We start from the raw sequence: 24,321 nt of genomic DNA, 5'->3' as shown, positions 1-24,321 counted from the left end.
CGAAAGGGGGCCCTGGGTGTACCCCTCCAAAGAAGCGAACTCGTACACGGAGGCGGGCGATTCCGCCTGGGACCGGTTCGAACGAACCCGCTCCCCGGCGGAGCTGAACAGCGCGATCTCCTCGTTCCGCGCCGCCGTCGCGGCGCTGCCGACCGACGACCCCGGACGCGTACCACATCTCTACCGGCTTCTCAGCGCGCTGCATCTGCGCTTCACGGAGACCAGGGACGCGGCGGACCTGGAACCAGCGATAGCCGCCGCGCGCGAGGCCACCTCCCTGGCGCGGAGGGACACCTCCTGTCTGTCGGCACTGGCGGCCCTACTCCTCGATCGGTTCAAAGTGGCCGAGCGAAAGGCGGATCTCGACGAGGCGATCGAGGTGGCCCGTACCGCGACGCGCCTGCCGCCCTCGCGACCGTCGGACGGCAGTGTCGCGCTGGCGAAGCTCGGCTCGACGCTGAGCGAGCGGTTCGAGTACCTCGGATCGGTCGAGGATCTGGAGGAGGCGATCGACCTCGAGCGCACAGCTGTCACACTGAGCCGGCCCGGTCCCACGCGCAAGCACGCACTCCACAACCTGGTCCAGAGCCTCCGTCGGCTCGGCATGGAGACCGGACGCCCCGAGGCGTTCGAGGAAGCCATTGCCGTCGCCCGGCGCGCAGTCAACGCCCGCCCGCGTGAAGGCAGCGACCAGGCCGTGAGCCTAGGCGGTCTTGGCGCCGCTCTGGCGGACCTCTGCGAGCTGACCCACACCGCGGAGGGGCTGGACGAGGCCCTAGCCTGCAGTCTGAAGGCCTTCGACATGACTCCCGCGGGCCATCCGGAGCGGCAGGCGTCTCTGGTCGGTCTGGTGACCCAGTTGGCCCTCAAAGCCCGTTTCTCGGGGAGCCCCACGCATCTGGACGAAGCCGTACGCCTCGCGCGCGCATCCGCCGCGAGCGCCCCCGCACGCACTGAGGCGCCCGACGAACTGATCCTCGTGGGGGCCTTGGTGAACAGGTACCAGGCGACCGGCACGGTCGAGGACCTCGACGAGGCCATCGTGCTCACCCGGGCCGGTATAGCCCGGATGAAGGACTACCGGCCCGGCCCCGAGCATTTCTCGAGCGTACTGTCCCAACTTCTGTTCCTGCGCCACCGGCAGGCCGGGGCCGTCGCGGACCTGGACGAGGCGATCCGCCATGAGCAGGCGCGACTGCAGGACCCGTCCCTTGACCGCAGGAGGCGTGCCAAAGTGCTCAATGCGCTGGGCCTGCTGCTGTGGGCTCGGTCCCGGCGGACGCGGGACCGGGACGGCATCGAGGCGTCGATCGCCCTCTGCCGTGAGGCGGTGGCGACCGGGGTCCACAGGTCAGACCAGGCGGTGCACCTGTCCAATCTCGGCAACGTCCTGTTGGCGCGGTTCGAGTACGTCGGCCGGCCCGAGGATCTGGACGAGGGGATCGACGTGGCGCGTCGTGCCGTGGTGGCGTCGACCGGTCAGGAGCCCGACGATCTGGCCCGATACCTCTCGAACCTGACGCACGCCCTGACCCAGAGGCATGCACGGACCAGACGCCCCGAGGATGTCGACGAGGCGATATCCGCGGGCCGCAGAAGCGTGTCGCTGATCTCCAGCAGCCACCCGGAACGCACCCGGTTCCTCGCCAACCTGGGTGACGCCCTTCGCGCCCGGCACGCGTCCACAGGCAACCCGGACGATCTGAGCGCCGCGACTGCGGCGGACGTCGAGGCCTCAGCCGTGGACACGGCTCCGGTGTGGCAACGTCTCGGGGCCGCGAAGACAGCCGCCGCCGACCTGGTCGCCGCATCCGAAGTACTGCGTGCGACGGACTTACTCCAGAACGCTGTACGACTCCTGCCGGACGTCAGCCCCCGCCGCTTGGCCCGCAGCGACCAAGAGTACGCTCTGAGCGGCCTGGCGGGACTGGCCGGCGAGGCGGCCTCGCTCGTTCTAGCTGATCCACGACTGCCGGCGGCGGACCGGCCGCGGCAGGCCCTGAGCCTGCTGGAGACCGGACGCGGGGTCCTCATCAGCCAGGCGCTGGACGGCCGCGACGACCTGTCCACCCTGCGTCTCAGACATCCGGAACTCGCCTCCCGTTTTGTCGAACTCCGCGATCTGCTCGACCAGCCCTGGGAGGCCGGCCCGTCATCGCGCCGTGCAGAGGCCGGCATTCCCACGGCCGCGCCACAGCCCGGAGGCGGCCGCGAACGTTACGAACTCGCCGCGGAATTCGCCGACACGCAGGCCAGGATCAGGGCGCTCGACGGCTTCGACTCGTTCGGTTTGCCCCCCGTCGCCGATGAGTTGCTCCGCGCGGCGCAGGCAGGACCGGTGGTCGTGCTCAACGTCAGCTCGTACGGGAGCCATGCCCTCTTGGTCACCCGGGACGGGGTCACGGCCATCCCGCTCCCGCAGGTCGACGAGGACGGTGTGGCCACCAAGGCCTCGGCGTTCCTGGCAGCCCGGCAATCGATCCTGATGGGGGACGCGGCGGCGGAGGAGCGGGGCGGGGCCCGGATGCTCACCGTACTGGAGTGGCTGTGGGACGCCATCGCGGCCCCTGTGCTGGAGGCGCTCGGCCACCGCACCAGGCCCTCTACCGACACGGAGACCTGGCCCCGTATCTGGTGGGTCCCCTGCGGCCTGCTGAGCCTGCTGCCGATCCACGCCGCGGGCCACCACACCACCGCGGACCGCGAGCGGTGCCCGCGCACAGTCATCGACCGCGTGGTCTCCTCCTACGCCCCGTCCCTGCGCACACTCATCCACACCAGGCAGACAACGTCACCCGCGCGACGTGGGCCGACGCTCCCGGCGCTGGTGGTGGCGATGCCGGCCACGCCGGGACTTCCCCGTCTTGGCCGCCTGCCGTACGTCACGGAAGAGGTGCGGGTGCTGCGCAGCCACCTGCCCGACCTCACCGTGCTCGCCGACCAGGACGCCGCGCTGAACGCCGTGGCGAAGCCGACGAAGGACTCCGTCGTCTCCCGCCTTGCCCACCACCCGATCGCCCACTTCTCCTGCCACGGCGCCACCGACCCGCACCAGCCCTCACTCAGCCGACTCCTGCTGCAAGACCACGAACACGATCCGCTGACGGCCGCGAGCCTGGCTCCAGTAGCACTGGACCGGGCGCAGCTCGCCTACCTGTCTGCCTGCAACACCGCGGCGACCCAGCCGGTCCGCCTGCTCGACGAGTCGATCCACCTGGCCTCGGCGTTCCAGATCGCCGGTTTCCCGCATGTCATCAGTACGCTGTGGGAGATTGACGACCAGCTCTCCGTGCGCGTCGCCGACGACTTCTATGCCCGGCTCCGTACGCCGGAGGGCGACTTGGACGTGAGCCGCGCAGCACAGGCCCTTCATTGGGCGGCCCTTCGCGCCCGCAGAGGGGACGGCACCGCGAACGCACCCCAGAACCCGTTCCTCTGGGCGTCCTATGTCCACATCGGCATCTGAACCCCGACGCCCCGGAAGTCAGTCGTCCTCGGACCGTGCCAACTGCTCCTCGAACCAGGCACGCCGACCCTCAGGACATTCCGTACGGAGATGCACCAGTGCCTGGTGAACCGAGTGCGTGTCGTAGCTGGACGTAATCACGCCACGCGACAAAAGGACGGTGAGCGTGTAACGGACCGATCCATCGCTCAGCCGCCAAAGCGTCTTGGACGCCTCCTCCTTGACGCGCGGCTCGGCCGTGGCCGAGGCCAGCAAATCGGCGAGGGACGGCAAAGTCAGCATCCCGTCGGGCGGCGCGCTGCGCAGACACTTCAGCACCACCTCGGGGTTGGGGTGGTGAAGGAAGATGTTGATCCAACTGGCGCGCAGGAGCGCCTGAGCCTGATCCCCACTGCCGATGTACCCGGTGTGACGAACGTCCCCTGGCCACACATACGGCAGTGTGCTCTGCCCGAAGAACCGTTCCACATCGATGGTCCAGGGTAGACGCAGCGGCGCCAAGCCCCACAGTTCGTCTCCCTCAGGGTTTGGGGGCAACGTGACCATCTGCTCCGCGTCGGGCCGGTCCGAAGCGGCAGCGCGCTCGACAGGGCCGATAGCGGTATGGACCACCGACTTCCCACCACAAGCCCGGCAGACGGTCGCAAGTGCCGTGCCGCCAGTCTGCGTGATGCCACTGCACACGGCGCACTGCAGCATCGAACAGGTACCGCAGCGCAGCCCTCCGCCCCTCTTCACCAGGACCGCGAGCTCGGCGTACGTCAGAATCAACGACACCGAGCCGACGTTCTCGTTGTCCTCATTGATTGGCAGCTTGTACGGGACGACGAAGAAGCCGCACCAAGCACACCGCGTGCCCGAAGGCGACGGGCTCCGGCTCTGCGGCCGCTCTCCAAACTCGATCAGCTCACCGTCGGACTCGCGGAACAAGTAGATGAGGTCCCGGCCAAAGTTGCCTTCCGGGGTCTCCACGATGTTGTAGACCAGCTCGTCCTTGACGTGAGCCCCACGAAGAAATTCCAGTGCGGCTCGCCGGCTCGGCCCGCCATAGACGTGGTAGGTGGCCTGGGCTGTCCGTTCGGTCTGCTTGAAACGAACGCCTCCCGGCAGCCGCTCGCCCTCCTTGCGCTCCGCCAACGACATGCAACCCCCGATGCAAGCGTGAACCCCGAACACTCCTAGTTTTAAGGGCAATTGAGATGCAGTCAACAACTCTCGACACCGGGAACCCATAGAGCACGCCGAGAGGTTGCCGCGTTGACCACGGCCGCACCGGGGGCCGGGCTGTCAATGCAGCGAAGAGACCTACGCCCGAGGCACGATCCCCAGGGCGACCTTGCCTTTGGTGGTGTTCAGCTCCTGCAAGAAGGCCTTGGAGATGTCCCCGCCGGGAAGCTCTCCCTTCCGGTCCATCCTGACCAAGATCGCCATCATCAGGTCGTTGCTCGGGACTGACGAACCAATCCGTGACACCGTGAGCTGGGCACCTTCGGTGTCGTGCCCCAAGTTGTTCTGTACGTACTCGGCAAGCGCCTGAACCTCATCGGGCCGAGGCGCCTCACCGTTGTGGATCACTATGATCTTGTACACCTTCATCGCATACAACCTTCTGTGGTCATAAAGGGCGAGTAGGTGCACAGTACCGTGATGGCCTTGCTACTGGAGGTGCCAACTAGCCTCAAGTTCGGGGGAGTTGGTGAAGGCTACTAGAAGAAGCCGCGAGTGGCACGGGGCAGCGCCTCGGAGGGTCGGACACTCCGCACCACCGGGACGGCCCACCGTCGGCGGCAAACACCCGAATCGTCTCCACCCTCATGGGGAATACGAGCTCCCCCGACTCGATTGATCACCTACGAAGGTCAAGTACGTCGGGGGAACAAGATGAGCAATCTGAAGGTCTTCAAGGTCAGAGGCCGGGGAGTCATCGAAGTGCCCGGGGAGACCGTCAGCGTGGAGGTCGAGCTGCAGCGGCTCGTCGAGACCAACATGGAGACGATGCTCGGCATCCGTTTCCTGGCCACCGAGCACCGCACCGGGCGCCACGGTGGCCGGATCGATTCGCTGGGTCTTGATGAGAATGGCACGCCGGTCGTCGTGGAGTACAAGCGGACCCGGGACGAAGCGGTCCTTGTTCAGGCGCTGTCGTACCTCTGCTGGCTGCAGGATCATCACCACGAGTTCGAGAACCTGGTGAAGGCCCGGCTCGGCAACGAGGCTTCCACGGAGATCGACTGGAGTGCTCCGCGGATCGTGTGTATCGCCGGAGCCTTCACCCACCACGAGACGGTGGCGGTGGAGATGATCCCTCATCAGATCGACCTGATCACGTATCGGCTCTTCAATGACTCTGTGGCCCTGCAGCTCATTGCGGCGACTGGCGGTACCAGGATCACGGCTCGCGGCAAGGCCTCGTCGTCAGCGCGAGCGGGCTCGGTGGCTCCCCAATCGGTCCAGCAGCGCCTCGACTCGTCACCCATGGAGCTGCGCGAGTTGTACGCGGATCTCGACTCTCTGCTCCTGTCGCACCGTGATGTACAGATGGAGCCACAGGTGCACTACTTCTCATACCGGCGGATCAAGAACGTCGCTACGGTGCGCGTCCAACCGAGGAACAGGCTGCTCGTGGTGAATCTGCGCCTCGACCCCGATTCCGTGGATCTGTGCGACGGATTCACCCGCGACATGAGAGGGCTTGGCAGCCTGGGCCTGCAGGGTGATGTCGTGGAGGTGCGCATCGCCTCCCGCGAGGATCTGGACCGCGCGACGGCCCTGATCCTGCGCAGCATCGAGGCCGATTAACTCACATCAAAAGGGGTGGCTGTTGTTCCACTGTGCAAGTGGAACAACAGCCGCTCCTGAGTTCCGTCCTGGTGGCCCCGTCTCACTGTCACTTCTCGGGCCCGGCCAGTTCAAGGTCGTCCTGCGTGAGGGCCCCACGCAGCCGGCCTTCAGCGATGTCGGCATAGTGACCCGACAGTTCGACGCCGATGAACTGACGCCCCTCGCGCAGAGCGGCCACTCCCGTGGTGCCTGATCCGGTGAACGGGTCAAGGACCGTGCCACCCCGCGGGCAGATCCTCACCAGTTCCTGCATGACCTCCACGGGCTTCTGGGTGATATGGACACGGCCCTTTCGGGGCTGGCTCGCCGTGTAGAGGCCGGGTAGATAGACAGGATTGCGGCTGGCGTCGACCGGCCCCTTGGTGCCCCAGACGATGTACTCACAGGACTGCTTCAGGCGCCCCTTCTGCGGGCGGGAGACCGGCTTGTGCCACGCGGCGATGCCTCGCCACGTCCATCCAGCGGCCTGCAACGCATCAGTGGTGGTGGGCAGTTGCCGCCAGTCGGTGAAGACGAGGGCGGTGCCGGACTCGACGGTGGCCCGGTAGGACTCAGTGAGCAGGAGGGTGAGCCAGAACCCGTAGGAGCGCTGGTCCCGGTTTTCGCCGGGGAAGTTGGCGAGGTCGTGGTCGGCGTCGGCTGAGGTGTATTTGGCGCGGGCGCTGCGGCCGGTGCGTTCGCCGCTGGTACGGCCTCCGCTGTTGTAGGGCGGGTCGGTGATGACGGCGTCGACGCTGTTGTCGGGAATGCTGGCGAGGGACGTGAGCGCGTCGCCTCGATGCAGGGTGTATGACATTGCGCGGTTCTCTCTGTTCGCAGGGGCCGTACGCGACCAATATTCATCCGCGGCCGCGCGGGACCGCCCATGTCGCACATAGAGGTGCGAATAGATCTACCGGGCGGGGAACCAGCGGGAGATTAACCGCGCGATCCGGCCGTACCTAACTACTACTGTCCCCACTCGCGAAGAACTGCTCCCGCAATTTGGATGCGTTTGGTGCGGACGGAATTCGTTCATACAGTCTCGCCATGTTCGACGGACGCGGCTGCGCTGCAACCCAGTTGAACTGTACCGATGTGTCCCACAATACGCAGCGGGCGTCCTTGCAGCGCCTCGAAATCAAGCACGATTGGCGGGGAGTTGATTGTCATGTGGTCTCTGAGATTAAGAGGGCGGCTGGCTGCCGTTCTTCCCCTGGGATGGTTCGGGCGCGCGGGATCTGGCCGATCCCGCGCGCCTGGGACCCCCGCCCCGATTCTCGGACTTGCATTGTTCCGACCGGCTCGGTCTGGGTGGCCTTCGACGAGAACGCCCGCACTGCGCCGCCTACGAGTTAGGAGTTGCTGATGCAGCATGTCCCCGCGCAGTTGTCTCCGGCATTGTCCTTTTCAGCTTGTGCTCCACCCCCGGGGCCTCAGCCGTGAAGACGGCCCCGGTCATGGTCGGCGCCGTGGCGCTCGCTCCACTCCTGCTGGTCGCGCCGCTGGGCATGGCGCTCGCGGGCGCCAAGTCCTCGCAGGCTGCCACTTGTTCACCGGGCGACGCGCAGGGGGTGAACCCTGCAGCCGTGGCCAAGCAGGTGAAATCGGCCCTTGCGGGACGCGGACGGGATTCGGCTTCGGTCCCGGGGCTCGACGATCCCGCCGAGCAGATCCCAAGCGCCAAAACCATCCTGGCCACTGCAGCTGCCATGAAGATTCCGCCTGAGGGGCAGGTGATCGCGCTCGCAACGTCTCTGCAGGAATCGGGACTTCGCAACCTCGACTACGGGGATCGAGATTCCCTCGGCCTGTTCCAGCAGCGTCCCAGCAAGGGCTGGGGAACGGCAGCACAAGTACGCGACCCGGTCCATGCCTCGACGAAGTTCTACGAGGCCCTGCTCAAGGTTCCGGGGTGGCAGTCCATGACGGTCACGCAAGCCGCGCAGGCGGTGCAGCAGAGCGGGTTCTCCGAGGCGTACGCCCAGTGGGAGCCAATGGCGAGGGCCCTACAGAAGGCCATCGCCTCGTCGCTGTCGACACCATCGAGTTCCGGTTCCGCAAGGACCGCAGGCGCGGACACGGCGAGCGCCCCTTCGGAGGAGCTGTCCGCCGAGTCCGCCAAGTGCGGCACCGGTGACGACGGGACCAAGTTCGGTGCCATCCCGGCCGGGTCTGTACCCGAGGGCTACAAGATCCCGGCCACTGCCCCGAAGTCGGTTCGCACGGCCATCCGTTGGGGTCTGGGGCAGCTGGGCACGCCGTACCAGTGGGGCGGCCAGTGCAGTGATCCGCGCGGCCAGGACCCGATGGGGCGCTGTGACTGCTCGTCCCTGATGCAGGCGTCGTACAAGGCGGGTGGCATCTCGCTCTCGCGGACCACGTACACGCAGGTCAAGGAGGGCAAGGAGGTCAGCGTGGATGCCCCCGAGCCCGGTGACCTGCTCTTCACCGAGGGGACGGCCGAAGTGCCGGAGCACGTCGGCATGTTCATCGGTGACGGCCTGGTGCTGCAGGCCCCGCACACCGGCGACGTGGTCAAGATTTCGCCCCTGGCCGACTGGCGCCCGGACGTGCTGGCTGCCCGCCAGATCGTCTGACCAGCGCCCCTCCTTCTCCTCTCCACCACTTCCGGGCCTTCGCGTGCCCGCGCCCAACATCTGACCCTGGAGTCCCAGTGAAGCTCATGCAGCACGCCCAGATCCTGGCCTACAACCCCGGCGTCACTCCGAGCGAGGGAGGCCTGCCCGGCCTCGACGTCCTGAAGAAGGTCATCAGCAGCATCAACCTGTTCGGCATCATCGCCGTGGTCGGCGCCCTCGCGATCTCCGCGATCGTATGGGCCTGGGGTCACCACAGCGGCGGCCACCAGGCCGAGGCCACCGGCAAGAAGGGCACCGTGGTGGCCGCCGGATGCGCGCTGCTGCTGGGCGCCGCCAACGGCATCGTCGCCTTCTTCTCGGCGATGGGGACGCAGGTCCACTGATGCCGAAGAAGTTTCCCGCCTCCACTGGTGAGCAGCTCTGGCGAGGGCCGTCGTCGGTGGGCCGTCGCGCGGCCATCGGGGGTGCCGTGCTCGCGGTGCTGCTGGCCGTCGCCTGCCTGGCCGCCTACCTGACCCGCGCCGAATCTCCGTCCACACCGAGGGCGGCGCCGCGGCCGTCGTCCGCATCGTCAAGCGCCCCGTCTCCCAAGCCGGATTCCGGTTCGGCGGTGACCGAGCCGCCGCGGACACGCGATCCGGTGACCTTCGCCAAGGCCGCTACCAGGGCCCTGTGGAGCTACGACACCCGCACCTCCTCCCATGCTCAGCAACTCGCCGCTCTAAAGCGGTGGATGACCGACGAGGACAAGGTCGCCGACTGGAAGTCGGTCACCGAGCAGGTGCCCAGCCCGGTGCTGTGGTCGCGGATGCACGACAACCACCAGCACGCCGACGCCGCCATCGGCGAGGGCCACTTCCCGCAGACCTTCAAGAGCGCCCTGCGCGAGGACCCCGGCGCGATCACCGACGCATACGTCTACGCGGTCACGGTCTCCGGCAAGCAGTCCATCGCCTGGAAGAGCTCCGGTGCCGGAGCCGAGTCCCGCTCCACCACCCTCGCCATCCAGTGCCGCCCCCACTACGACTGCGCGCTGGTCGGGGTTCTGCCGAACACCTCGCCGTGATCACGGCCCTCAACTCCGAAAAGGAGGTGCCCTCATGGGGGCGTGTGACCTTCCCCTGATGAACACGGTGTGCGACACCGTGGGCGGTGTCGCCGGCGCCACCGGCGAGGCCGTCACCGACGGCATCGGCGCCTGGATCGCCAAGTCGATGGGCGAAATGGCCCAGGCCGCAGCGGACTTGGCGACCAAGGCCGTCGACCAGACCACGGCCATCGACCTGAACGCCGAGTGGTTCCGGCACAACTACGAACTACTGCTGCCCATCGGGCTCGTGCTGACCGTGGGCACGTTCTGCCTGCAGCTCACCCGGGCCGCCTGGCGCCGCGACGAGCGTGCGCTCGCCCAGGCCGTCTACGGCACCGTGGCCGGCGTCCTGTTCGCGTTCGCCGCCATCGCCTGCACCACCGTGGCGATCACCGTGGTCGACGCACTCAGCACGGGCCTGTTCCAGGCCGCCAACACCTCGGCCGTTGAAGCGGTGCGCCGCATCATCAGGGTCAACGAGTTGGGCGCGATGTTCGGTCTGGGCTGGGGAACTCCCGCTTTCATCGCACTCGGCTGCGCCGTGGGGGCGTTCATGTACTGGGCGGTCATGATCGCCCGCAAGGTCGGCGTCCTGGTCCTCGTCTCGCTCGCCGTGTTCGCCGGGGCGGGCGGCGGCTGGGAGGGCGCCCGCCGTTGGCGGCGCGGCTGGATCGAAGCCACCAGCACCCTGATCGTCTCCAAGCTGCTGATGACCATCGTGTTCCTGCTCGGAGTGTCCGCTATGGGCAACACGCACGCCAACGACGGACTCGGCGCCCTCTCCGATGCGCTCGCGGGCATGGTCGTCATGGTGCTCGTGCTGCTGTGCCCGTACGCCACGTACAAGTTCGTGCACTGGGCGGCCGACGGCGGCGGCCACGACGACCTGCACCGAACCGGGGTGGCGGGTGTGGCGGTCGCGGCGGGCGCGGCGAAGACGGCGGGCCAGCTCGCCATGCAGGCCGGCACGGGGGCGCCCGCACCGCAGGGGCCGACGAATGTGCCGGGCCAAGGGGCGGGCGGGGCGGCCTCCGGGATCGACCCGACCGGTGGCTCGAGTGGTGGCTCGAGCGGCGACGCCCAGCCGAAGCAGACCCACTTCCGTTTCGGTGAGGACTCGAACGCCACCGGCGACAAGGGCCAGGCCCTGATACGCCGCCCCCAGACCGACGGCGACCGCGGTGTCCCCCTCATCCAACGCCCCGGCCAGGCAGCCGGAGGCACAGCCCCGGCCGCCTCCGCCCCCACTCCCTCGCGTGCGTCCGTCGCACCATCCCGGGTCCTGCACGAGGACCCGCCAGCGCCACGCTCCAGCTGGCCCGCGCCGCAGGGAGACGCCACACCGCAGAGCTGGGTCTATCCCACGCCCCCGAATGGACCTGGCTCCTAGCCCGCAGTGGACGTGGCGGCCGCAGACACCGCACCGTGCGGCCGCCACGCCGGGTCCTCTCCCCCACCGCTCACCGCTTCCGCTCTCCACTCGTGTTCCAAGGACGCCCTCGCAATGCTCTCTGACGCTCCGCACCCCGACGGTCCGGCGACCGTGAAGTTCCCGCACCGATCGCGCCGCGGCATCCTGCTCGGCCTCACCGCACCCCAGTTGATCGTCGTCGCGACCACCGGACTCCTGCTCCTCGCCGCCTTGCTCTCCTCCGGCGTGACCGGGGCCCTCGAGCTAACCCCACTGTGGCTGCTCGTCCTGGCCGGGGTATTCGTCCGGCACCGCGGGCGCGCGCTCGCCGACTGGGCACCGATCGTGACCCGTTACGTGCTGCGCCGCTTCCGGGGCCAGCTGCTCTGGCTCGCCCGACCCGCCACCCGGCCCCGCCGCGAGGGACTGCTGCACCTGCCGGGCACCGCCGCCTCATTGCGCGTCATCACCGCGCCGAACGGACGCTTCGGCGCGGTCCACGACCCACACGCCGGCACGCTGACCGCCGTGGTCAAGGTCTCCTCCCGCGCGTACGCCCTCCTTGACCCGGCAACCCAGTCCGGCAACGTCTCCGGCTGGGGCCGCACCCTGGCCGCGCTCGCCCGCACCGGACACATCGCCCGCGTCCAGGTCCTGGAGCGCACCGTCCCCGACTCCGGCGACGCCCTCAACCGCTACTGGACCGAGCACGGCGACCCGCAGACCCCGCTGGCCGGGCCGATCTACACCGACCTGCTCTCCGCCGCCGGCCCGGCCGCTGCCCCGCACGAGGCCTACGTGGCGATCGCTCTCGATCTGAAGGCGGCCCGCCGCCTCATCAACCAGGCCGGCGGCGGACTGACCGGCGCCTTCGCCGTCCTCGCCCAGCTCACCGCCAACTTCGACCAGTCCGCCCGCAACTCCGGGCTCGCACCGTCCGGCTGGCTGCCCGCGACCGAGATCGCCGCCGTGATCCGCACCGCCTACGACCCTGGGGCCTCCGCCGCCCTCGACCGCTGGTCCGACTCCGGCCGGCCACAGGCCGACCCCGCCGCCGCAGGCCCGGTCGTCCTCCTCGAGAAGGCCGACCGCATCCAGACCGACTCCGCCCACCACGCCACCTTCTGGATCGAGAACTGGCCCCGCATCGAGACCAACCCGGGCTTCCTGCACCAGCTTCTGTTCACCACCGGAGTCCGGCGCAGCCTCTCCCTCACCTACGCCCCCAAGGGACTCGATGCTGCCCTCAAGGACGTGCAGCGCAAGAAGGCCACCGTCATCGCGGACGCCACCGAGCGCGCCCGCAAGGGTCAGGTCGACTCCGAGGAGGACTCGGTCGAGTACGCCGACGTCAAGCAGCGCGAACGCCAGCTGATCGCCGGACACGCCGATGTCGCCCTGTCCGGCCTGCTCACCGTCAGCGCGGACAGCGACGAGCAGCTCAACGCCGCCTGCGCAGCGATCGAGACCGCGGCCGTCGCCGCCCTGATCGACCTGCGCCCGCTGACCTGGCAGCAGGCCGAGGCCTTCACCACCTCAGCCCTGCCGCTCGCCCGCCCGTAGCGCACCCGCACCACCGTTTTCCGCGCTCAACCGAAGGGCATCCCTCATGCCACCCGAGCCCCTGCCCGAACCGGCTGCGGACTTCGTCCCGTTCGCCACCGCCGCGCTCGACTTCCACCGGGCCATCAACATGCCGGTCGCCCAGGTCGCTGCCGAGCGCACCGAACTGGACGCCCTGCACGCCCACCTGATCGCCCTGTACGACCTGCTGGACGCGCACGCCGTACGCACCGCACCGGTCGCCCGCGCCGAGGGAGACCACCTGAGGGCCTGCCGGGTCCGGCTGTGGCAGGCAGGCGACCACCTGCACACCGCCTTCCACGCTGCCCCGCGCCCGGACTCCGGCCATCTTCCCAGCCGGGAGGCGTGCCGGGCCCGGCTACCCGAAGGCGCCCCCGCCTTGAGTATCTGCCGACGCCACCTGGCCACCGCCGCCCGCGTCCGCCGGGACCACACACCGGCCGATCTGCGCGACCCCTTCACCGGACTGACCCGCCACTGACCACCGGAGCTCCACCGCCATGCCCCTCAACTCGCCCCGCGCCAGCGCCAGCGCCAGCGCGCTATTTGTCCCCCGCAAATCCGACCGGCGCACTGCTCGTACGGCCCGACGCCAGTTCACCGCCGCCCGCGAAAAGGCCCGCGACGCCAGCCGCCCCGAAGCCCGCCGAACCTCCCCCGGCCACGACCCCGACCTGCGCGCCACCTATCCCCCCGCCGGCCGCCCCGGCCTCGCCTCAGCCCGCGGCGGCAAACTCGACCTCCCCGCCCACCGCATGACCACTGCGGTCGCCGCCGGCGCCTACCCCTTCCTCGCCGAAGGCGGACTGGGCGCCCAGGGCATCTACGTCGGCCGCGACGTGCACGCCGAAGCCGCCTTCACCTACGACCCGTTCGCCCTCTACGGCAGGCTCGACGGCTTCACCAACCCCAACATCCTGCTCGCCGGAGTCATCGGCATGGGCAAGTCCGCCCTCGCCAAGTCCCTCGCCGTACGCGCCGTCGCCTTCGGCTACCGCATCTACGTACCCTGCGACCCCAAGGGTGAATGGACGGCCGTGGCCCATGAGTTGGGCGGGCAGACCATCGCCCTGGGCCCCGGTCTCCCCGGCCGCCTCAACCCACTCGACGCCCCGGCCAAGCCTGCCGGCATCAGCGACGAGGACTGGGCGAGCGAGGTCCGCAAGCGCCGTCTCCTCCTGCTCGCATCGCTCGCCAAAACCGTCCTGCGCCGCGAGTTGCACCCCATGGAGCACACCGCCCTCGACGTCGCCCTCGACGAGGTCGTCACCCACGCCGAGGCCACCGGCACCACTCCCCTGCTCGGCCAGGTCGCCCACGTCCTCGGCTCCCCCGAACGCCTGGACGCCGCACTCGGCGAACCCTCCGGCCGCATCGGCCAGGCCTCTGAAGACCTCGCTCATGCCCTGCGCCGACTCATCCATGGTGATCTGGCCGGCATGTTCGACGCCCCCTCCACGGTGACCTTCGACCCGTCAGCGCCGATGCTCTCCATCGACCTGTCCCGCCTCGGCAGCGCAGGCGATGACACCGCGCTCGTGCTCGCCATGACCTGCGCCTCCGCCTGGATGGAATCCGCGCTCGCCGACCCCGATGGCGGACGGCGCTGGGTCATCTACGACGAAGCCTGGCGGGTCATGCGGCACGTCGCGCTGCTGGAACGGATGCAGAGCCAGTGGAAACTCTCCCGCGGCCTCGGTATCGCCAACATGATGATCGTCCACCGACTGTCCGACCTCCTGACCGCAGGCGACGCTGGGTCGCGTGGCCGCGCACTCGCCGAGGGCCTCCTCACCGACTGCTCAACCCGCATCATCTACCGCCAGGAAGCAGACCAACTCGCCGCAGCAGCAGCTCTCCTGGGTCTGACTGGCGTCGAGACCCAAGCCGTATCCGCTCTGACCAAGGGACGCGGACTGTGGAAGGTGGCCGGCCGCTCCTTCATCACCCAGCACCTGCTCCATCCCCGCGAACGCGAGCTCTTCGACACCGACTTCCGCATGGCGGCCTGACCCACTCAACCGCCGAGGGCCACGCCCTCTTTGGTCCCGCTCCTCCGGCTCACCCGGACACACTCTCTCCCCCGAGGACGGCTCTTCTTGTCTGCGTTTCTCGTCCTTCGCCGTGCTGCACGACGACTGGCCCGGTTCTACGTCACCGCCATCACGACCGGTTCCACCGAACGCCCCATTCCCTTGGCCACCGGCCCATTCGGCGCCCTCGATGAATCGCACCGCCTGGCCGACCGGGCGCTCGCCACACGTGCCATCGCGAGCCACCGTGGCTGACTACGCATGGATCACGCTGACCCGGCACGCCTACCTGGGCGTGACAGCCAGCGTCTCTGGTGACGACCACGAAGTGGCGCACGGTCTTCTCCTCGAGGCCGGGTTCTCCACGGAGCATCCCGAGTACGAGTACGCCTTGGGCGACGCGGAGCCGGATGTCGTCCAGCCCGCCCTCGACCAGCTCCACGCCGATGTCGTCGGCCACCATGTCGTCATCGATGACGTCGATCTCGGCCGGCTCCCGCCGATCGCCACGACGGCCCACCCACACATCGCCGTCGGCCATCACGCCCGCTACGGAGTCATCGCCTCAACCTCCCACAACAATCCTGTCGCGGAGCACATGCTGGGGCGGGTCGGCTTCAAGCGCCTGGCCGGCAGCAACATGTACACCCTGGCCGAGCCACACCGCGAACCGGTCCGGCGCGGCAGCCAGGCGGTCCAGTCTCTGCGGGCTGCGCGCTACAGCGTCACGTCCGATGCGGCCTATGACCTTCAGCCCGTAACCCGTCAGGCGCCGGCTTCGAACATGCCCTTCGACGCCTCCCCCGACATCGGCGATCACGTTCAGCTCAAGCCGAACTGGGTGCTCCGGCAACGGCGGGCGCAAGCCGCAACCGGTGTGTCCCCGGCGCGCAGCTCCGCCACGTCCCATCGGCCTGCGCTCGCTGCTGAGCAACGCTCCGCACCGACGCCCGCATTGCGAGCCCGTGCGCGCTGACCACCCACCGACACCGAGGAGTCCCGATATCAACCCGCACCAAGACCCCGACGTCGCTTTCGGCCTGATCCCGGATCTCGGCGTGGCCGCTGCCGTCGCGGACGACCGCCCTGTCCTCGACGAGATCCTCCGCGAGCACCGCTTCCTCTACTCACTTACCCGCGACGTCTATTTGCTGCCGAGCGACACCTCACACACCACCGCCGTCCGCGCGGTGGCCAGGGCAACCCGGGACTTCCAGGACAACGGCTTTTCCGTCGCCGCCGATCCCAAGATCCTGCGTTCGTCCGCTCCGCCGGTCGGCCTACTTGAAGGCACCTCCACTTTGAAGGAAGCCCCTGTGCAGGAACGCAGCGATGACTCGGCACCCGCGCCGTCCATGCGCGCGCGAGCCGCGATCGTGCCCTCACCACATCGGCGCGAAGACGGCCCGGACACCAACGCTCCGGCGAATCCTTCCGCCATCCGTCCCACCACACGACGCCGCACCCGTTAACCCGCCCCCTCTCTGCCTACAAGGAGTCCTGCACATGACTGTCAAGAAGGTGTGGACCATCGATCACGCCTGTGGCCACACCGCCGAGGCCGACCTGTCGGACCGTCCGGCCGATCGCAGGGCCGGCTATGCCCGCTGGCTCAGCGAACGAGACTGCGCCGAATGCTGGCACGCCTCCCGCAACCGGGACGACGCAGGCAAGGCCGAGTGGCTCACACAGAAGCGGGCGGAGGAACAGCTGGCCGCCGAGGAGTGGTCCGAGCAGTACCGCATGCCTCCGCTGGAGGGCACCGAGCGAGCGGCCGATTGGGCCTTCCGGTGCCGCCACCAGCTCGCGACCGCCGCCTACACCGCACTTGTCGTCGAGGGCACGACCAGCGAGGCGGAGTGGGGGGCGGTCGAGAACCTCATCCGGCAGGTGTCCAGCGCCAGTTGGTGGCTGGACCAGCGTGATGCCGCCCCCTCCGATCTGCCCGAACTGCTGGAAGCGGCCTCTGACTCCGGTCGGCCGACTGAGAACCCGCACTTCTGAAATCCCCACACCCCGGAGCCCTGTCGTGTCCGACACACCGACCATCACGATCACCCGCGAAGACGACGGCAGTGTCATCGCCCATGGCGGCGACGCCCTCGCCAACGCCCTGCTCGACCGCGCCGGCTTCATCTACGAACAATCCATCCGCACCTTCTGGCACCGCCTGCACTGGGACACGGGCCAGCAGCGCGAGAACCAGATAGCCAGCCACGCCGCACGGATGCTCACCGCCGTCGGCTACCGCGTCGATATCAGCCCCGACCTTTTCGTCGACACGGTGACGACGCCGTCCGGCCCACTGGGCAATCGCGTTTACGGCCATCAGATCCTCGCTCTGACCGATCAGCTCAACGGCGCCGAGACCTCCGAGGCGGCGGCCGTCCTCACCGACCACGTCCTCGATCCGCACGACGGAGTACTCGTCCGCCTCGGCGAGTTCTTCGAGGCCGCCGCAGAGAAGGCCAAGGAAGGCGGGAGCCAAGAGGGCTGGGACCTCGCGGACGACTTGACCGAGGCCGCCGCGACGCTGACCTCGCTCGGCGAGGACCTGCATGTCGCGACCGACCGTTTCAGGGCTCTCGACCGTCCGCCCCGTCCCAATTGGCAGGCCCAGCTCGTGAACTACTACACCGCCGCCTCGACCACACACCATCCCGGCGCCACCACGCCCAGTGAAGCTGCCGCAGCCACTCCACCCTCCGCCCCCAAACCTGGCCGAACCCGCTGACCTCCCTGGCTCCGACCACCCGCCACCACACCAGGAGATGCCCATCGTGAGCGCCAGAAGCCCCCGCCGGCCCCAAACCCCGCTCCTCTCCGCACCACCTCACGGGACCGCGCCTTGCCTCGTCCAAACACCACCAGCACACCCTCGACCACCACCGGCACCGACACCCTGCTGTATCTGCTGATCGCGGTCGCAGCGCTCGGCCTCGGCGGAGGAAGCCTGGCCTGGCTCTTCGGCAACCTCGCCAGTGCCGCGACCGGCGGTGGCCCTTGGCCTCCCTACGCTCCCGCAGCGGCTCTGCTACATCCGGTCCGGCTCTGGCCGCACCTCCCCCACCCGGCCGTTGTCGTGACGTGTTACGTCCTGCCCACGCTGGTACTCCTGGCTGTCCTGCTACTCGGAGCCAAGGTGTGGCTGCGGGTGCGCGGCAACTCGAGCGGCCTGGCCGACCATCGTGCGCTCGCCGATCTGCTGCCCCAGAGGATTGCCGCCAAAGCGATCGACCTCCGCCCAGGCCTGAAGGACACCAAAACGAAGCACGTGCCGCCGGACGACCGTGGCGTCCTGCTCGGGACACTTCTCCAAGGCACACGAGAGGTCCGGTCCTCCTGGGAGGACGTGATCGTCGCGATCATGGCTCCCCGGTCCGGGAAGACATCGGGACTGGCCATCCCCGCAATCCTGCGCGCGCCCGGCCCGGTCCTGCTGACCAGCAACAAGGCAGCTCGTGATGCCTTCACCGCCACGGCCGCCGCCCGCGCCGAAGCCGGCACGGTGTGGACGTTCGACCCGCAGCAGATCGCCCACGCACCACAGGACGTGTGGTGGGACATCCTCGCCGACGCCCACGACCTGACCGGCGCCCGGCGCCTGGCTGGGCACTTCGTCACCGCGTCCGTAAACGAGTCGAGCGCGGGTGACTTCTGGTCAACTGCCGCCGCGAACACCCTCACCGCGCTCTTCCTCGCCGCGGCCCGCGGCCGTCGCCCCATCACCGATGTCCTGGCCTGGCTCGCCTCCCCCGCAGACCGCACCCCCATCGACCTTCTCCAGGACGCCGAGCTCGACGCGGTCGCCGCCCAACTGCACGGCACGGTCGCCGGCGCGGTGGAGACCCGCGACGGCATCTTCGAAACCGCCCGCCAGTACGCCAGCTGTCTCCTCAACCCGTCCATCGCCGCCTGGGTCACTCCGCCCGACAAGACGTCGAAGATCCGGGAGTTCAAGCCCGAGGAGTTCGCCACCAGCAAGGACACCCTGTTCCTGCTCTCGAAGGACGGCGGCGGATCCGCTTCTGCGATCATCGCGGCTGCCGCCGACGCCGTGATGCGTACGGCTGTCATTCAGGCCGAACGCGACGGTGGACGCCTCGACGCACCCATGCTCGCGATCCTCGACGAGGCCGCCAACGTCTGCAAGATCGCCGACCTGCCGGACCTGTACTCACATCTCGGCAGCCGCGGCATCATCCCCATCACGATCCTGCAGTCCTACCGTCAAGGTGTACGTGTCTGGGGCGAAGCCGGCATGGACGCCCTCTGGTCCGCCGCGACGATCAAACTCATCGGTTCCGGCATCGACGACGCGGACTTCGCGGACAAGCTCTCCCGCCTTGTCGGCGAGCACGACGTACGAACCGTCTCGGTGTCCACCAGCGAATCCGGCAAGTCGACGTCGGTGTCCACGCGTCAAGAGCGGGCACTGCCGGCCGACGCGATCCGCGCCCTCCCCAAGGGATCCGCGCTGCTCCTGGCGACCGGGATCCGACCCGCGCTCCTCGACCTCAGGCCCTGGTACCGCGAGCCCGACGCCGACCGGCTCAGCGCCGCGTCCGCCGAGGAGACAGCAGCCATCACCGATCGCGCCCTGGCCAAGAGCCTGCGCCGCAGCCACTTCGGTCCGGCCGCGTGAAGCCGCTGCCCTGCCGCACTGAGCGGGCCAGACCCGGAGCTCCGCCCCGCTCCCCCGCCCCCGCATCTCTTAAGGCACAGTCTTGACCCACGTCGCCCCGCTCCACTCGTCCGCCCGAGGCTCTGGACGCCTCGCCGATACCCCCGTCGTACGCCACGGAGCCCACTGGTGGCTCGTCAGCTCGGCGGGCGCACTTCGTACATCGGACAAGGACTTCACCGACGAGCTCGATCGCCTCGCCGCCGACTTGCAGGCGGCCGACCGTGCCGTCGCCGCACTCCGCACCGTGCGACGCCCCATCCGCAAGGCACGGCCGTGACACCGCTCGCTCACGCCGAACAGGCCGTCCTGGGCGCGCTCTTCCTGGACCCCAGCCAGCTCGAGCGGCTCTCCGACTGGTTGCGACCGGAACACTTCGATCGTCCTGTGCACGCGACGTTGTACGCCGCGATGCTCAAGCTCCGGACGGAAGAGCACCCCGCGACCGCAAAGAAGGGCACGGGCCCTGTACCACTCTCCTGGATCACCGACACCGTCCACGAGGCGAGCCTCCACACCCGGGGCCTGACCGCGGTCTATCCGCACCTGCTGGTGTCGGCGTGTCCGCGCTCCGAGCACGCCCCCATGTACGGCCGCATGGTGCTGGAGGGCGCCATCCACCGCAGCGTCGCGCAGCACGCCGATCGCCTGCACCGGGTCGCCCTGGCCGACCTGGACGCCGGCACGGCCGACGAAACCGTGCACCAGACCCAAGTCCTTTCGCACGTGCTCGCCAAGATGGCCCGAACCTGGGGTACCGAAGCACGTCCTCTCCAGCCGACCGACGACCACCCACTTCTCACCCCATCGACGCCTCCGGTGACGGAACAGGTCCTTGCAGACGAGGAGTTCCTCCTGGGGTGCCTGGTCTCCCAGCCCGAGCAGCTGCTGGATATGGTGCCCTGGCTCCGCCCCGCCGACTTCGCCGATCGAGGTCATCAGCACATCTATCGTGCGCTCGGTGCACTGCACCACCGGGGCGAGCCGATCGACCAGCTCACCGTGCTGTGGGAAGCCCAGCGCCGCGGCGCACTGACCGACGGGACGCTGGATACCGAGCGGGTCCTGCGCATCTGCGACCCCCTCGCCCCTGGCGGCCCCGCCGCGCACTACGGCGAACAGGTCGTCACCGCCTCACTCGCCCGTACAGCCGCCACGGCAGCGCAGCAGGTGCGAGAGCTCGCCAGCCAGGACGAGTTGGCGCCGGGGCAGTTGATCAACTACGCGCTGTACGCTCTCGGCCCGCTCGACGACGCACGCCGCCGCCACCGCATGGCGAGTGGTACCGAGCCCGACCCGTCGCACTCCGGCCGACAGGACACTTCGCCTTCTCGGACGGAAGCAGCACGTTCTCGCAGTCGGTCCCATCATTCCAGCAGTCAGAGGCCGAGCCCTGCCGCAGCCGTCCCGCCGAACCCTCCACGCCCCACCCACCGGAGCCCGTCATGACCACTTGCAGCGACAGTCCGCCGGGGCCACTGATGGGCAGCCTCTGCTCCGGCTACGGCGGCCTGGACCTCGGTGTCCAGGCCGTCCTCGGCGGCGCTCTCGCCTGGCACGCCGAGCTCGATCCTGGGCCGGCCCGGATCCTGTCGCGACACTGGCCCACCGTTTCCAACCTCGGTGACATCACCACGGTGAACTGGACGGACGTTCCGGAAGTGTGCGTCCTGACAGCCGGCTTCCCCTGTCAAAGATGTCTCGGTCGCCGGCCGTCGGGCCGGACTGGTTGATGGCACCCGGTCCGGCCTGTGGTTGCACGTCGTCCGTGCCATCGAAGCCCTCAATCCCTGTCTGGTGGTCATCGAGAATGTCCGGGGACTCCTCTCCTCCCCCGCCGATTCCCCTGGCGACGTGGAACCCTGCCCGTGGTGTCTGGGAGACACCACAGGTCAGCCTGCTGTGCGCGCACTCGGTGCCGTACTCGGCTCCCTGGCCGACATCGGGTTCGATGCGCGCTGGTGCGTGCTTCGCGCCTCCGACGTCGGTGCCCCGCACCGCCGCGAGCGAGTCTTCCTCGCTGCCTGGCCTACCCAGCGAGGAACCCCTGCTGAAGACACCAACGAGCAACTTGGCGATCATCGGAGGCAGCCAGCATCCAGCGAAACGGAAGGAAGGTGGCCACGGCCCGAACCTCGCCGACGAGGTGGAGTGGCTGCTGCCCACCCCGAAGGCGACCGACGGAACGAAGGAGTCACCGAACCAGCGGCACGGCAACGGGGACTTGACCTTGCCGTCGGCGGCGGCCTCCCTGCAGAACACCGACCTCCCGTCCACGCCCTCCATCTACACGGGGCGACGACGTCGGAGGAGTCGGTCCATGGGCTCTTCTGCCGAGACACCCACTTTGTTCGAGCCGGAGGAGCCCAGAGCTGGGGGTCGTACGCGGCGGCCATCAGGCGTTGGGAGCGGGCGACACGTCCGGCGCCTCGGCCCACCGACGCGGATGGCCGACTCAGCCCGCTGTTCGTCGAGTGGATGCAGGGACTCGACGCGGGTTGGGTGACCGACACGCCGGGGCTGGGGCGACCTGCCCAACTGACCGCACTTGGCAACGGCGTTGTCCCGCAGCAAGCCGCGCACGCCCTACGGCATCTGAGGCCTCCGACCCCGGTCTGCTGCTCACACCGCACCACGACTGTGTGAGCAGCACGCGCTCTACCTCACCATCCTGGCCTGGCCAAACCCGCTCTTTCGCGGACCATCACCACCCCGAACATTCCATCTCGCAGAGGAGTAGCGATGGTTGACCCTGCTCAGGAACCCGAGCCGGTGCGCGTACCTGATCACGATCTCAACGATCTGGTCGCCACCGTCACGGGACTGGTCGCGGAGAGCCGCAAGCAGAGCGAGACGCTCGCTCGACTCACGGACGAAGGCGTCACCGTCGAGAGCGGTCAGGGCCCGGATACTGGCCTTTCTGGTGCGTCCGGCCCGGCGGATGCCAACGCGTCCGCCGGGCCCGTCCCCACTCAAGACGGCTCGTCATCGATCTTCATCCTCGCTCTCGACGGCAAGGCGTACGACGAGGAACTCGCCGCACTGACCCGCTGGGTTCATCACCTGCTGATACCGGTGTACGGACGCGAAGTCAGCACCTCGCGCCCGTGGTGCCGCCGGTGGCACGAGCACCCCGAGGCCGTCGCCCGCCTGCACGCACTGTGGCTGGCCTGGCAACAGCTCACCGACGTCGAAGCCGGCCTGGCTGGCCCGGCGATGTGGCACCGCGACCATCTCGACCCCACCATGTTCCAACTCAGGTCTCCCGACGGGCCGTTCGCTGCGTGCACTACCAGCTCCGCCCGCCCCAACCACCGGCTGCTCGCCGCACCCGACGGTGACCTGGCAGCCTGACATGGACGCCCCTTACGAGAGTCTGGAACACGACTACCGCCTCGCCGGCTTCCAGGCAGTTACCGAAGACGTCGAGGACAGCTTCGCCCGGGCCACCCTCTCGGACGACATGTTCGTACCCCTGGCGGCCCACCACACCGACGCCGGGCAGAACAGCTACCTCCTGTTCTACGACCGAGCTGCCATCTGGGGCACCCCTGGGGAAGCCGAATACGTCGCGTTTCACATCACCAAGCACCCCGAGCAGCGAACCTTCGACTTCGCCTTCGAGCGCGCACCCGTGCTGCCGCTCGCCCAGAACTGGCTCATCCGGCAGGGCTGTCCTCCTGACGCAACGCTCGCCGCGGACATCCATGGGCCTCGTCCTGCGGATGCCCTCACCGACCGACTCGAGGACCTGCTGCGCACGAACCCAGGCGACCGCTACGAGGTCCTCGACCACTACACCCACAACCCAGGTGCATCCGACTTCGGCACCGAGGTACGCACACTCGTCTACGACCATCACGTCGACTCGGCACCCGTCCCGTACCGACTGTTCCTCGAAGAGACCGACAAGAACTTCCACGCGTACACCGTGCGCGAGGGCGCCTTCCCCACCGTCACGGCTGCGCACGCCTGGGTCGCGGCCCGCGACACCTCGCTGCCTCCGGCCCCGGCACCAAACAGCACCAGCACAACGGCGCCGACGGCAACGGCGCCGACAACGCTCGCACGCCCGACTCCTCCGGCCGTGCCACCGACGACCGCCGGCACTACACCCCGGCCTGCCCCAGTACGCCCACGGCACGCACGCGGAGGTAAGCGGTGAAGGCAGCCCGATTCGCATTCGCCGCACACCCCGAAGCCCTCGCCGACCTGCGCAACATCCCAGAGAACATCCGCGACCTCGCGCTCTTGGAACTCCAGCACCTGGTCCATGGCAATGAACGCGGCGCACCACTGACCCGCGAGCTGGTCGGCTGCCACAAGGTGTACGTCGATCCCCAGACCCGCTGGCGCATGGTTGTCCAGTTCCGTGACGCCCCCGCCACGTCCCAACACCACCGGGAGATCTACCTGCTGGCCGTCGGTGAACGACAGGATCACACCGCCTACCGCCTGGCCGCACACCGCCTGCTACAAGAACGATCCACCACACCGACACACCAGCACAGGGCGCACGCAGCCCGCAGCCGCTCTCCGCGCGGCCCCCACGACAGTCCCCTCGGAGGCCACGTCGTCGACGCCTTCACGGTCTCCTGCCGCCGCGCACGCGCGCCCGCTCTCTGAACCC

The 24,321-nt window shown here is 68.8% G+C and carries 24 protein-coding genes; 21 read left to right on the top strand and 3 right to left on the bottom strand.

Features of this window, described 5'->3' with window-relative positions; translation table 11 throughout:
• Nucleotides 1–16: 16 nt before the first annotated feature.
• Entirely contained in the window at nucleotides 17–3,466 is a 3,450-nt protein-coding gene (locus tag ACY34M_RS23105) for a CHAT domain-containing protein (RefSeq protein WP_462719928.1), read from the top strand.
• Between the two features lie 18 nt (nucleotides 3,467–3,484).
• Here the strand turns inward: ACY34M_RS23105 and ACY34M_RS23100 are convergent, their stop codons facing one another.
• The gene (locus ACY34M_RS23100) at nucleotides 3,485–4,609 is read right to left on the bottom strand and encodes a hypothetical protein (protein ID WP_462719927.1); all 1,125 of its coding nucleotides are present in this window, start codon (nucleotides 4,607–4,609) and stop codon (nucleotides 3,485–3,487) included.
• A 162-nt stretch (nucleotides 4,610–4,771) separates the two neighbouring features.
• Nucleotides 4,772–5,062 carry a hypothetical protein gene (locus tag ACY34M_RS23095; protein ID WP_462719926.1) on the bottom strand — a complete coding sequence of 97 codons (291 nt, stop codon included), beginning with the start codon at nucleotides 5,060–5,062 and terminating at the stop codon, nucleotides 4,772–4,774.
• A 285-nt stretch (nucleotides 5,063–5,347) separates the two neighbouring features.
• Here ACY34M_RS23095 and ACY34M_RS23090 point away from each other — a divergent pair, with 285 nt between their 5' ends.
• Nucleotides 5,348–6,265 (top strand): DUF5655 domain-containing protein, encoded by a 918-nt coding sequence (locus tag ACY34M_RS23090; protein WP_462719925.1) that lies wholly within the window; start codon nucleotides 5,348–5,350, stop codon nucleotides 6,263–6,265.
• Nucleotides 6,266–6,353: 88 nt separating this feature from the next.
• Here ACY34M_RS23090 and ACY34M_RS23085 read toward each other — a convergent pair whose 3' ends face one another.
• The gene (locus ACY34M_RS23085; protein ID WP_462719924.1) at nucleotides 6,354–7,103 is read right to left on the bottom strand and encodes a DNA-methyltransferase; all 750 of its coding nucleotides are present in this window, start codon (nucleotides 7,101–7,103) and stop codon (nucleotides 6,354–6,356) included.
• A 643-nt stretch (nucleotides 7,104–7,746) separates the two neighbouring features.
• On the opposite strand from ACY34M_RS23085, the gene ACY34M_RS23080 reads away from it, so the two are divergent.
• From ACY34M_RS23080 to ACY34M_RS22990, 19 genes are all read left to right on the top strand, one after another.
• Nucleotides 7,747–8,886: a C40 family peptidase gene (locus ACY34M_RS23080; RefSeq protein ID WP_462719970.1), complete on the top strand. Its 1,140-nt coding sequence runs from the start codon at nucleotides 7,747–7,749 to the stop codon at nucleotides 8,884–8,886.
• Nucleotides 8,887–8,972: 86 nt separating this feature from the next.
• Entirely contained in the window at nucleotides 8,973–9,272 is a 300-nt protein-coding gene (locus ACY34M_RS23075) for a DUF6112 family protein (protein WP_216721970.1), read from the top strand.
• A complete protein-coding gene (locus ACY34M_RS23070; protein WP_462719923.1) occupies nucleotides 9,272–9,955 on the top strand; it encodes a hypothetical protein in 684 nt (227 codons plus the stop codon). Before ACY34M_RS23075 ends, ACY34M_RS23070 begins: the two co-directional genes overlap by 1 nt.
• A gap of 34 nt (nucleotides 9,956–9,989) precedes the next feature.
• Nucleotides 9,990–11,369: an SCO6881 family protein gene (locus tag ACY34M_RS23065; RefSeq protein WP_462719922.1), complete on the top strand. Its 1,380-nt coding sequence runs from the start codon at nucleotides 9,990–9,992 to the stop codon at nucleotides 11,367–11,369.
• A gap of 114 nt (nucleotides 11,370–11,483) precedes the next feature.
• The gene (locus ACY34M_RS23060) at nucleotides 11,484–12,953 is read left to right on the top strand and encodes an SCO6880 family protein (RefSeq protein ID WP_462719921.1); all 1,470 of its coding nucleotides are present in this window, start codon (nucleotides 11,484–11,486) and stop codon (nucleotides 12,951–12,953) included.
• A 46-nt stretch (nucleotides 12,954–12,999) separates the two neighbouring features.
• The gene (locus tag ACY34M_RS23055) at nucleotides 13,000–13,455 is read left to right on the top strand and encodes a DUF6238 family protein (protein WP_462719920.1); all 456 of its coding nucleotides are present in this window, start codon (nucleotides 13,000–13,002) and stop codon (nucleotides 13,453–13,455) included.
• Between the two features lie 19 nt (nucleotides 13,456–13,474).
• A complete protein-coding gene (locus ACY34M_RS23050; RefSeq protein WP_462719919.1) occupies nucleotides 13,475–14,986 on the top strand; it encodes an ATP-binding protein in 1,512 nt (503 codons plus the stop codon).
• A gap of 268 nt (nucleotides 14,987–15,254) precedes the next feature.
• Nucleotides 15,255–15,983 carry a hypothetical protein gene (locus ACY34M_RS23045; protein ID WP_462719918.1) on the top strand — a complete coding sequence of 243 codons (729 nt, stop codon included), beginning with the start codon at nucleotides 15,255–15,257 and terminating at the stop codon, nucleotides 15,981–15,983.
• Nucleotides 15,973–16,479: a hypothetical protein gene (locus ACY34M_RS23040; protein WP_462719917.1), complete on the top strand. Its 507-nt coding sequence runs from the start codon at nucleotides 15,973–15,975 to the stop codon at nucleotides 16,477–16,479. Before ACY34M_RS23045 ends, ACY34M_RS23040 begins: the two co-directional genes overlap by 11 nt.
• A gap of 34 nt (nucleotides 16,480–16,513) precedes the next feature.
• Nucleotides 16,514–17,011 (top strand): hypothetical protein, encoded by a 498-nt coding sequence (locus tag ACY34M_RS23035; RefSeq protein ID WP_462719916.1) that lies wholly within the window; start codon nucleotides 16,514–16,516, stop codon nucleotides 17,009–17,011.
• A 25-nt stretch (nucleotides 17,012–17,036) separates the two neighbouring features.
• Nucleotides 17,037–17,741 carry a hypothetical protein gene (locus tag ACY34M_RS23030; RefSeq protein WP_462719915.1) on the top strand — a complete coding sequence of 235 codons (705 nt, stop codon included), beginning with the start codon at nucleotides 17,037–17,039 and terminating at the stop codon, nucleotides 17,739–17,741.
• Between the two features lie 114 nt (nucleotides 17,742–17,855).
• A complete protein-coding gene (locus tag ACY34M_RS23025) occupies nucleotides 17,856–19,652 on the top strand; it encodes a type IV secretory system conjugative DNA transfer family protein (RefSeq protein WP_462719914.1) in 1,797 nt (598 codons plus the stop codon).
• An 82-nt stretch (nucleotides 19,653–19,734) separates the two neighbouring features.
• Nucleotides 19,735–19,971, top strand: a complete 237-nt coding sequence (locus ACY34M_RS23020) for a hypothetical protein (RefSeq protein ID WP_462719913.1) — start codon at nucleotides 19,735–19,737, stop codon at nucleotides 19,969–19,971.
• Nucleotides 19,968–21,140 carry a DnaB-like helicase N-terminal domain-containing protein gene (locus ACY34M_RS23015; protein WP_462719912.1) on the top strand — a complete coding sequence of 391 codons (1,173 nt, stop codon included), beginning with the start codon at nucleotides 19,968–19,970 and terminating at the stop codon, nucleotides 21,138–21,140. The genes ACY34M_RS23020 and ACY34M_RS23015 overlap by 4 nt, the downstream gene beginning before the upstream one ends.
• The gene (locus tag ACY34M_RS23010) at nucleotides 21,137–21,424 is read left to right on the top strand and encodes a DNA cytosine methyltransferase (RefSeq protein ID WP_462719911.1); all 288 of its coding nucleotides are present in this window, start codon (nucleotides 21,137–21,139) and stop codon (nucleotides 21,422–21,424) included. The genes ACY34M_RS23015 and ACY34M_RS23010 overlap by 4 nt, the downstream gene beginning before the upstream one ends.
• A 22-nt stretch (nucleotides 21,425–21,446) precedes the next feature.
• On the top strand, nucleotides 21,447–22,337 hold the full coding sequence (locus ACY34M_RS23005; RefSeq protein WP_462719910.1) for a DNA cytosine methyltransferase: 891 nt from the start codon (nucleotides 21,447–21,449) through the stop codon (nucleotides 22,335–22,337).
• Between the two features lie 96 nt (nucleotides 22,338–22,433).
• Nucleotides 22,434–23,045, top strand: coding sequence for a DUF4913 domain-containing protein (locus ACY34M_RS23000; protein WP_462719909.1), 612 nt, complete (start codon nucleotides 22,434–22,436; stop codon nucleotides 23,043–23,045).
• A 1-nt stretch (nucleotide 23,046) separates the two neighbouring features.
• The gene (locus ACY34M_RS22995; protein WP_462719908.1) at nucleotides 23,047–23,856 is read left to right on the top strand and encodes a hypothetical protein; all 810 of its coding nucleotides are present in this window, start codon (nucleotides 23,047–23,049) and stop codon (nucleotides 23,854–23,856) included.
• Nucleotides 23,853–24,317 (top strand): type II toxin-antitoxin system RelE family toxin, encoded by a 465-nt coding sequence (locus ACY34M_RS22990; RefSeq protein ID WP_462719907.1) that lies wholly within the window; start codon nucleotides 23,853–23,855, stop codon nucleotides 24,315–24,317. The genes ACY34M_RS22995 and ACY34M_RS22990 overlap by 4 nt, the downstream gene beginning before the upstream one ends.
• The last annotated feature ends 4 nt before the right edge of the window (nucleotides 24,318–24,321 follow it).

The sequence above is a fragment of the Streptomyces sp. EDA2-14 genome (assembly GCF_054963755.1).
The sequence above is the reverse complement of the archived record's forward strand: the minus strand, read 5'-3'. Positions and strand labels throughout refer to the sequence as shown.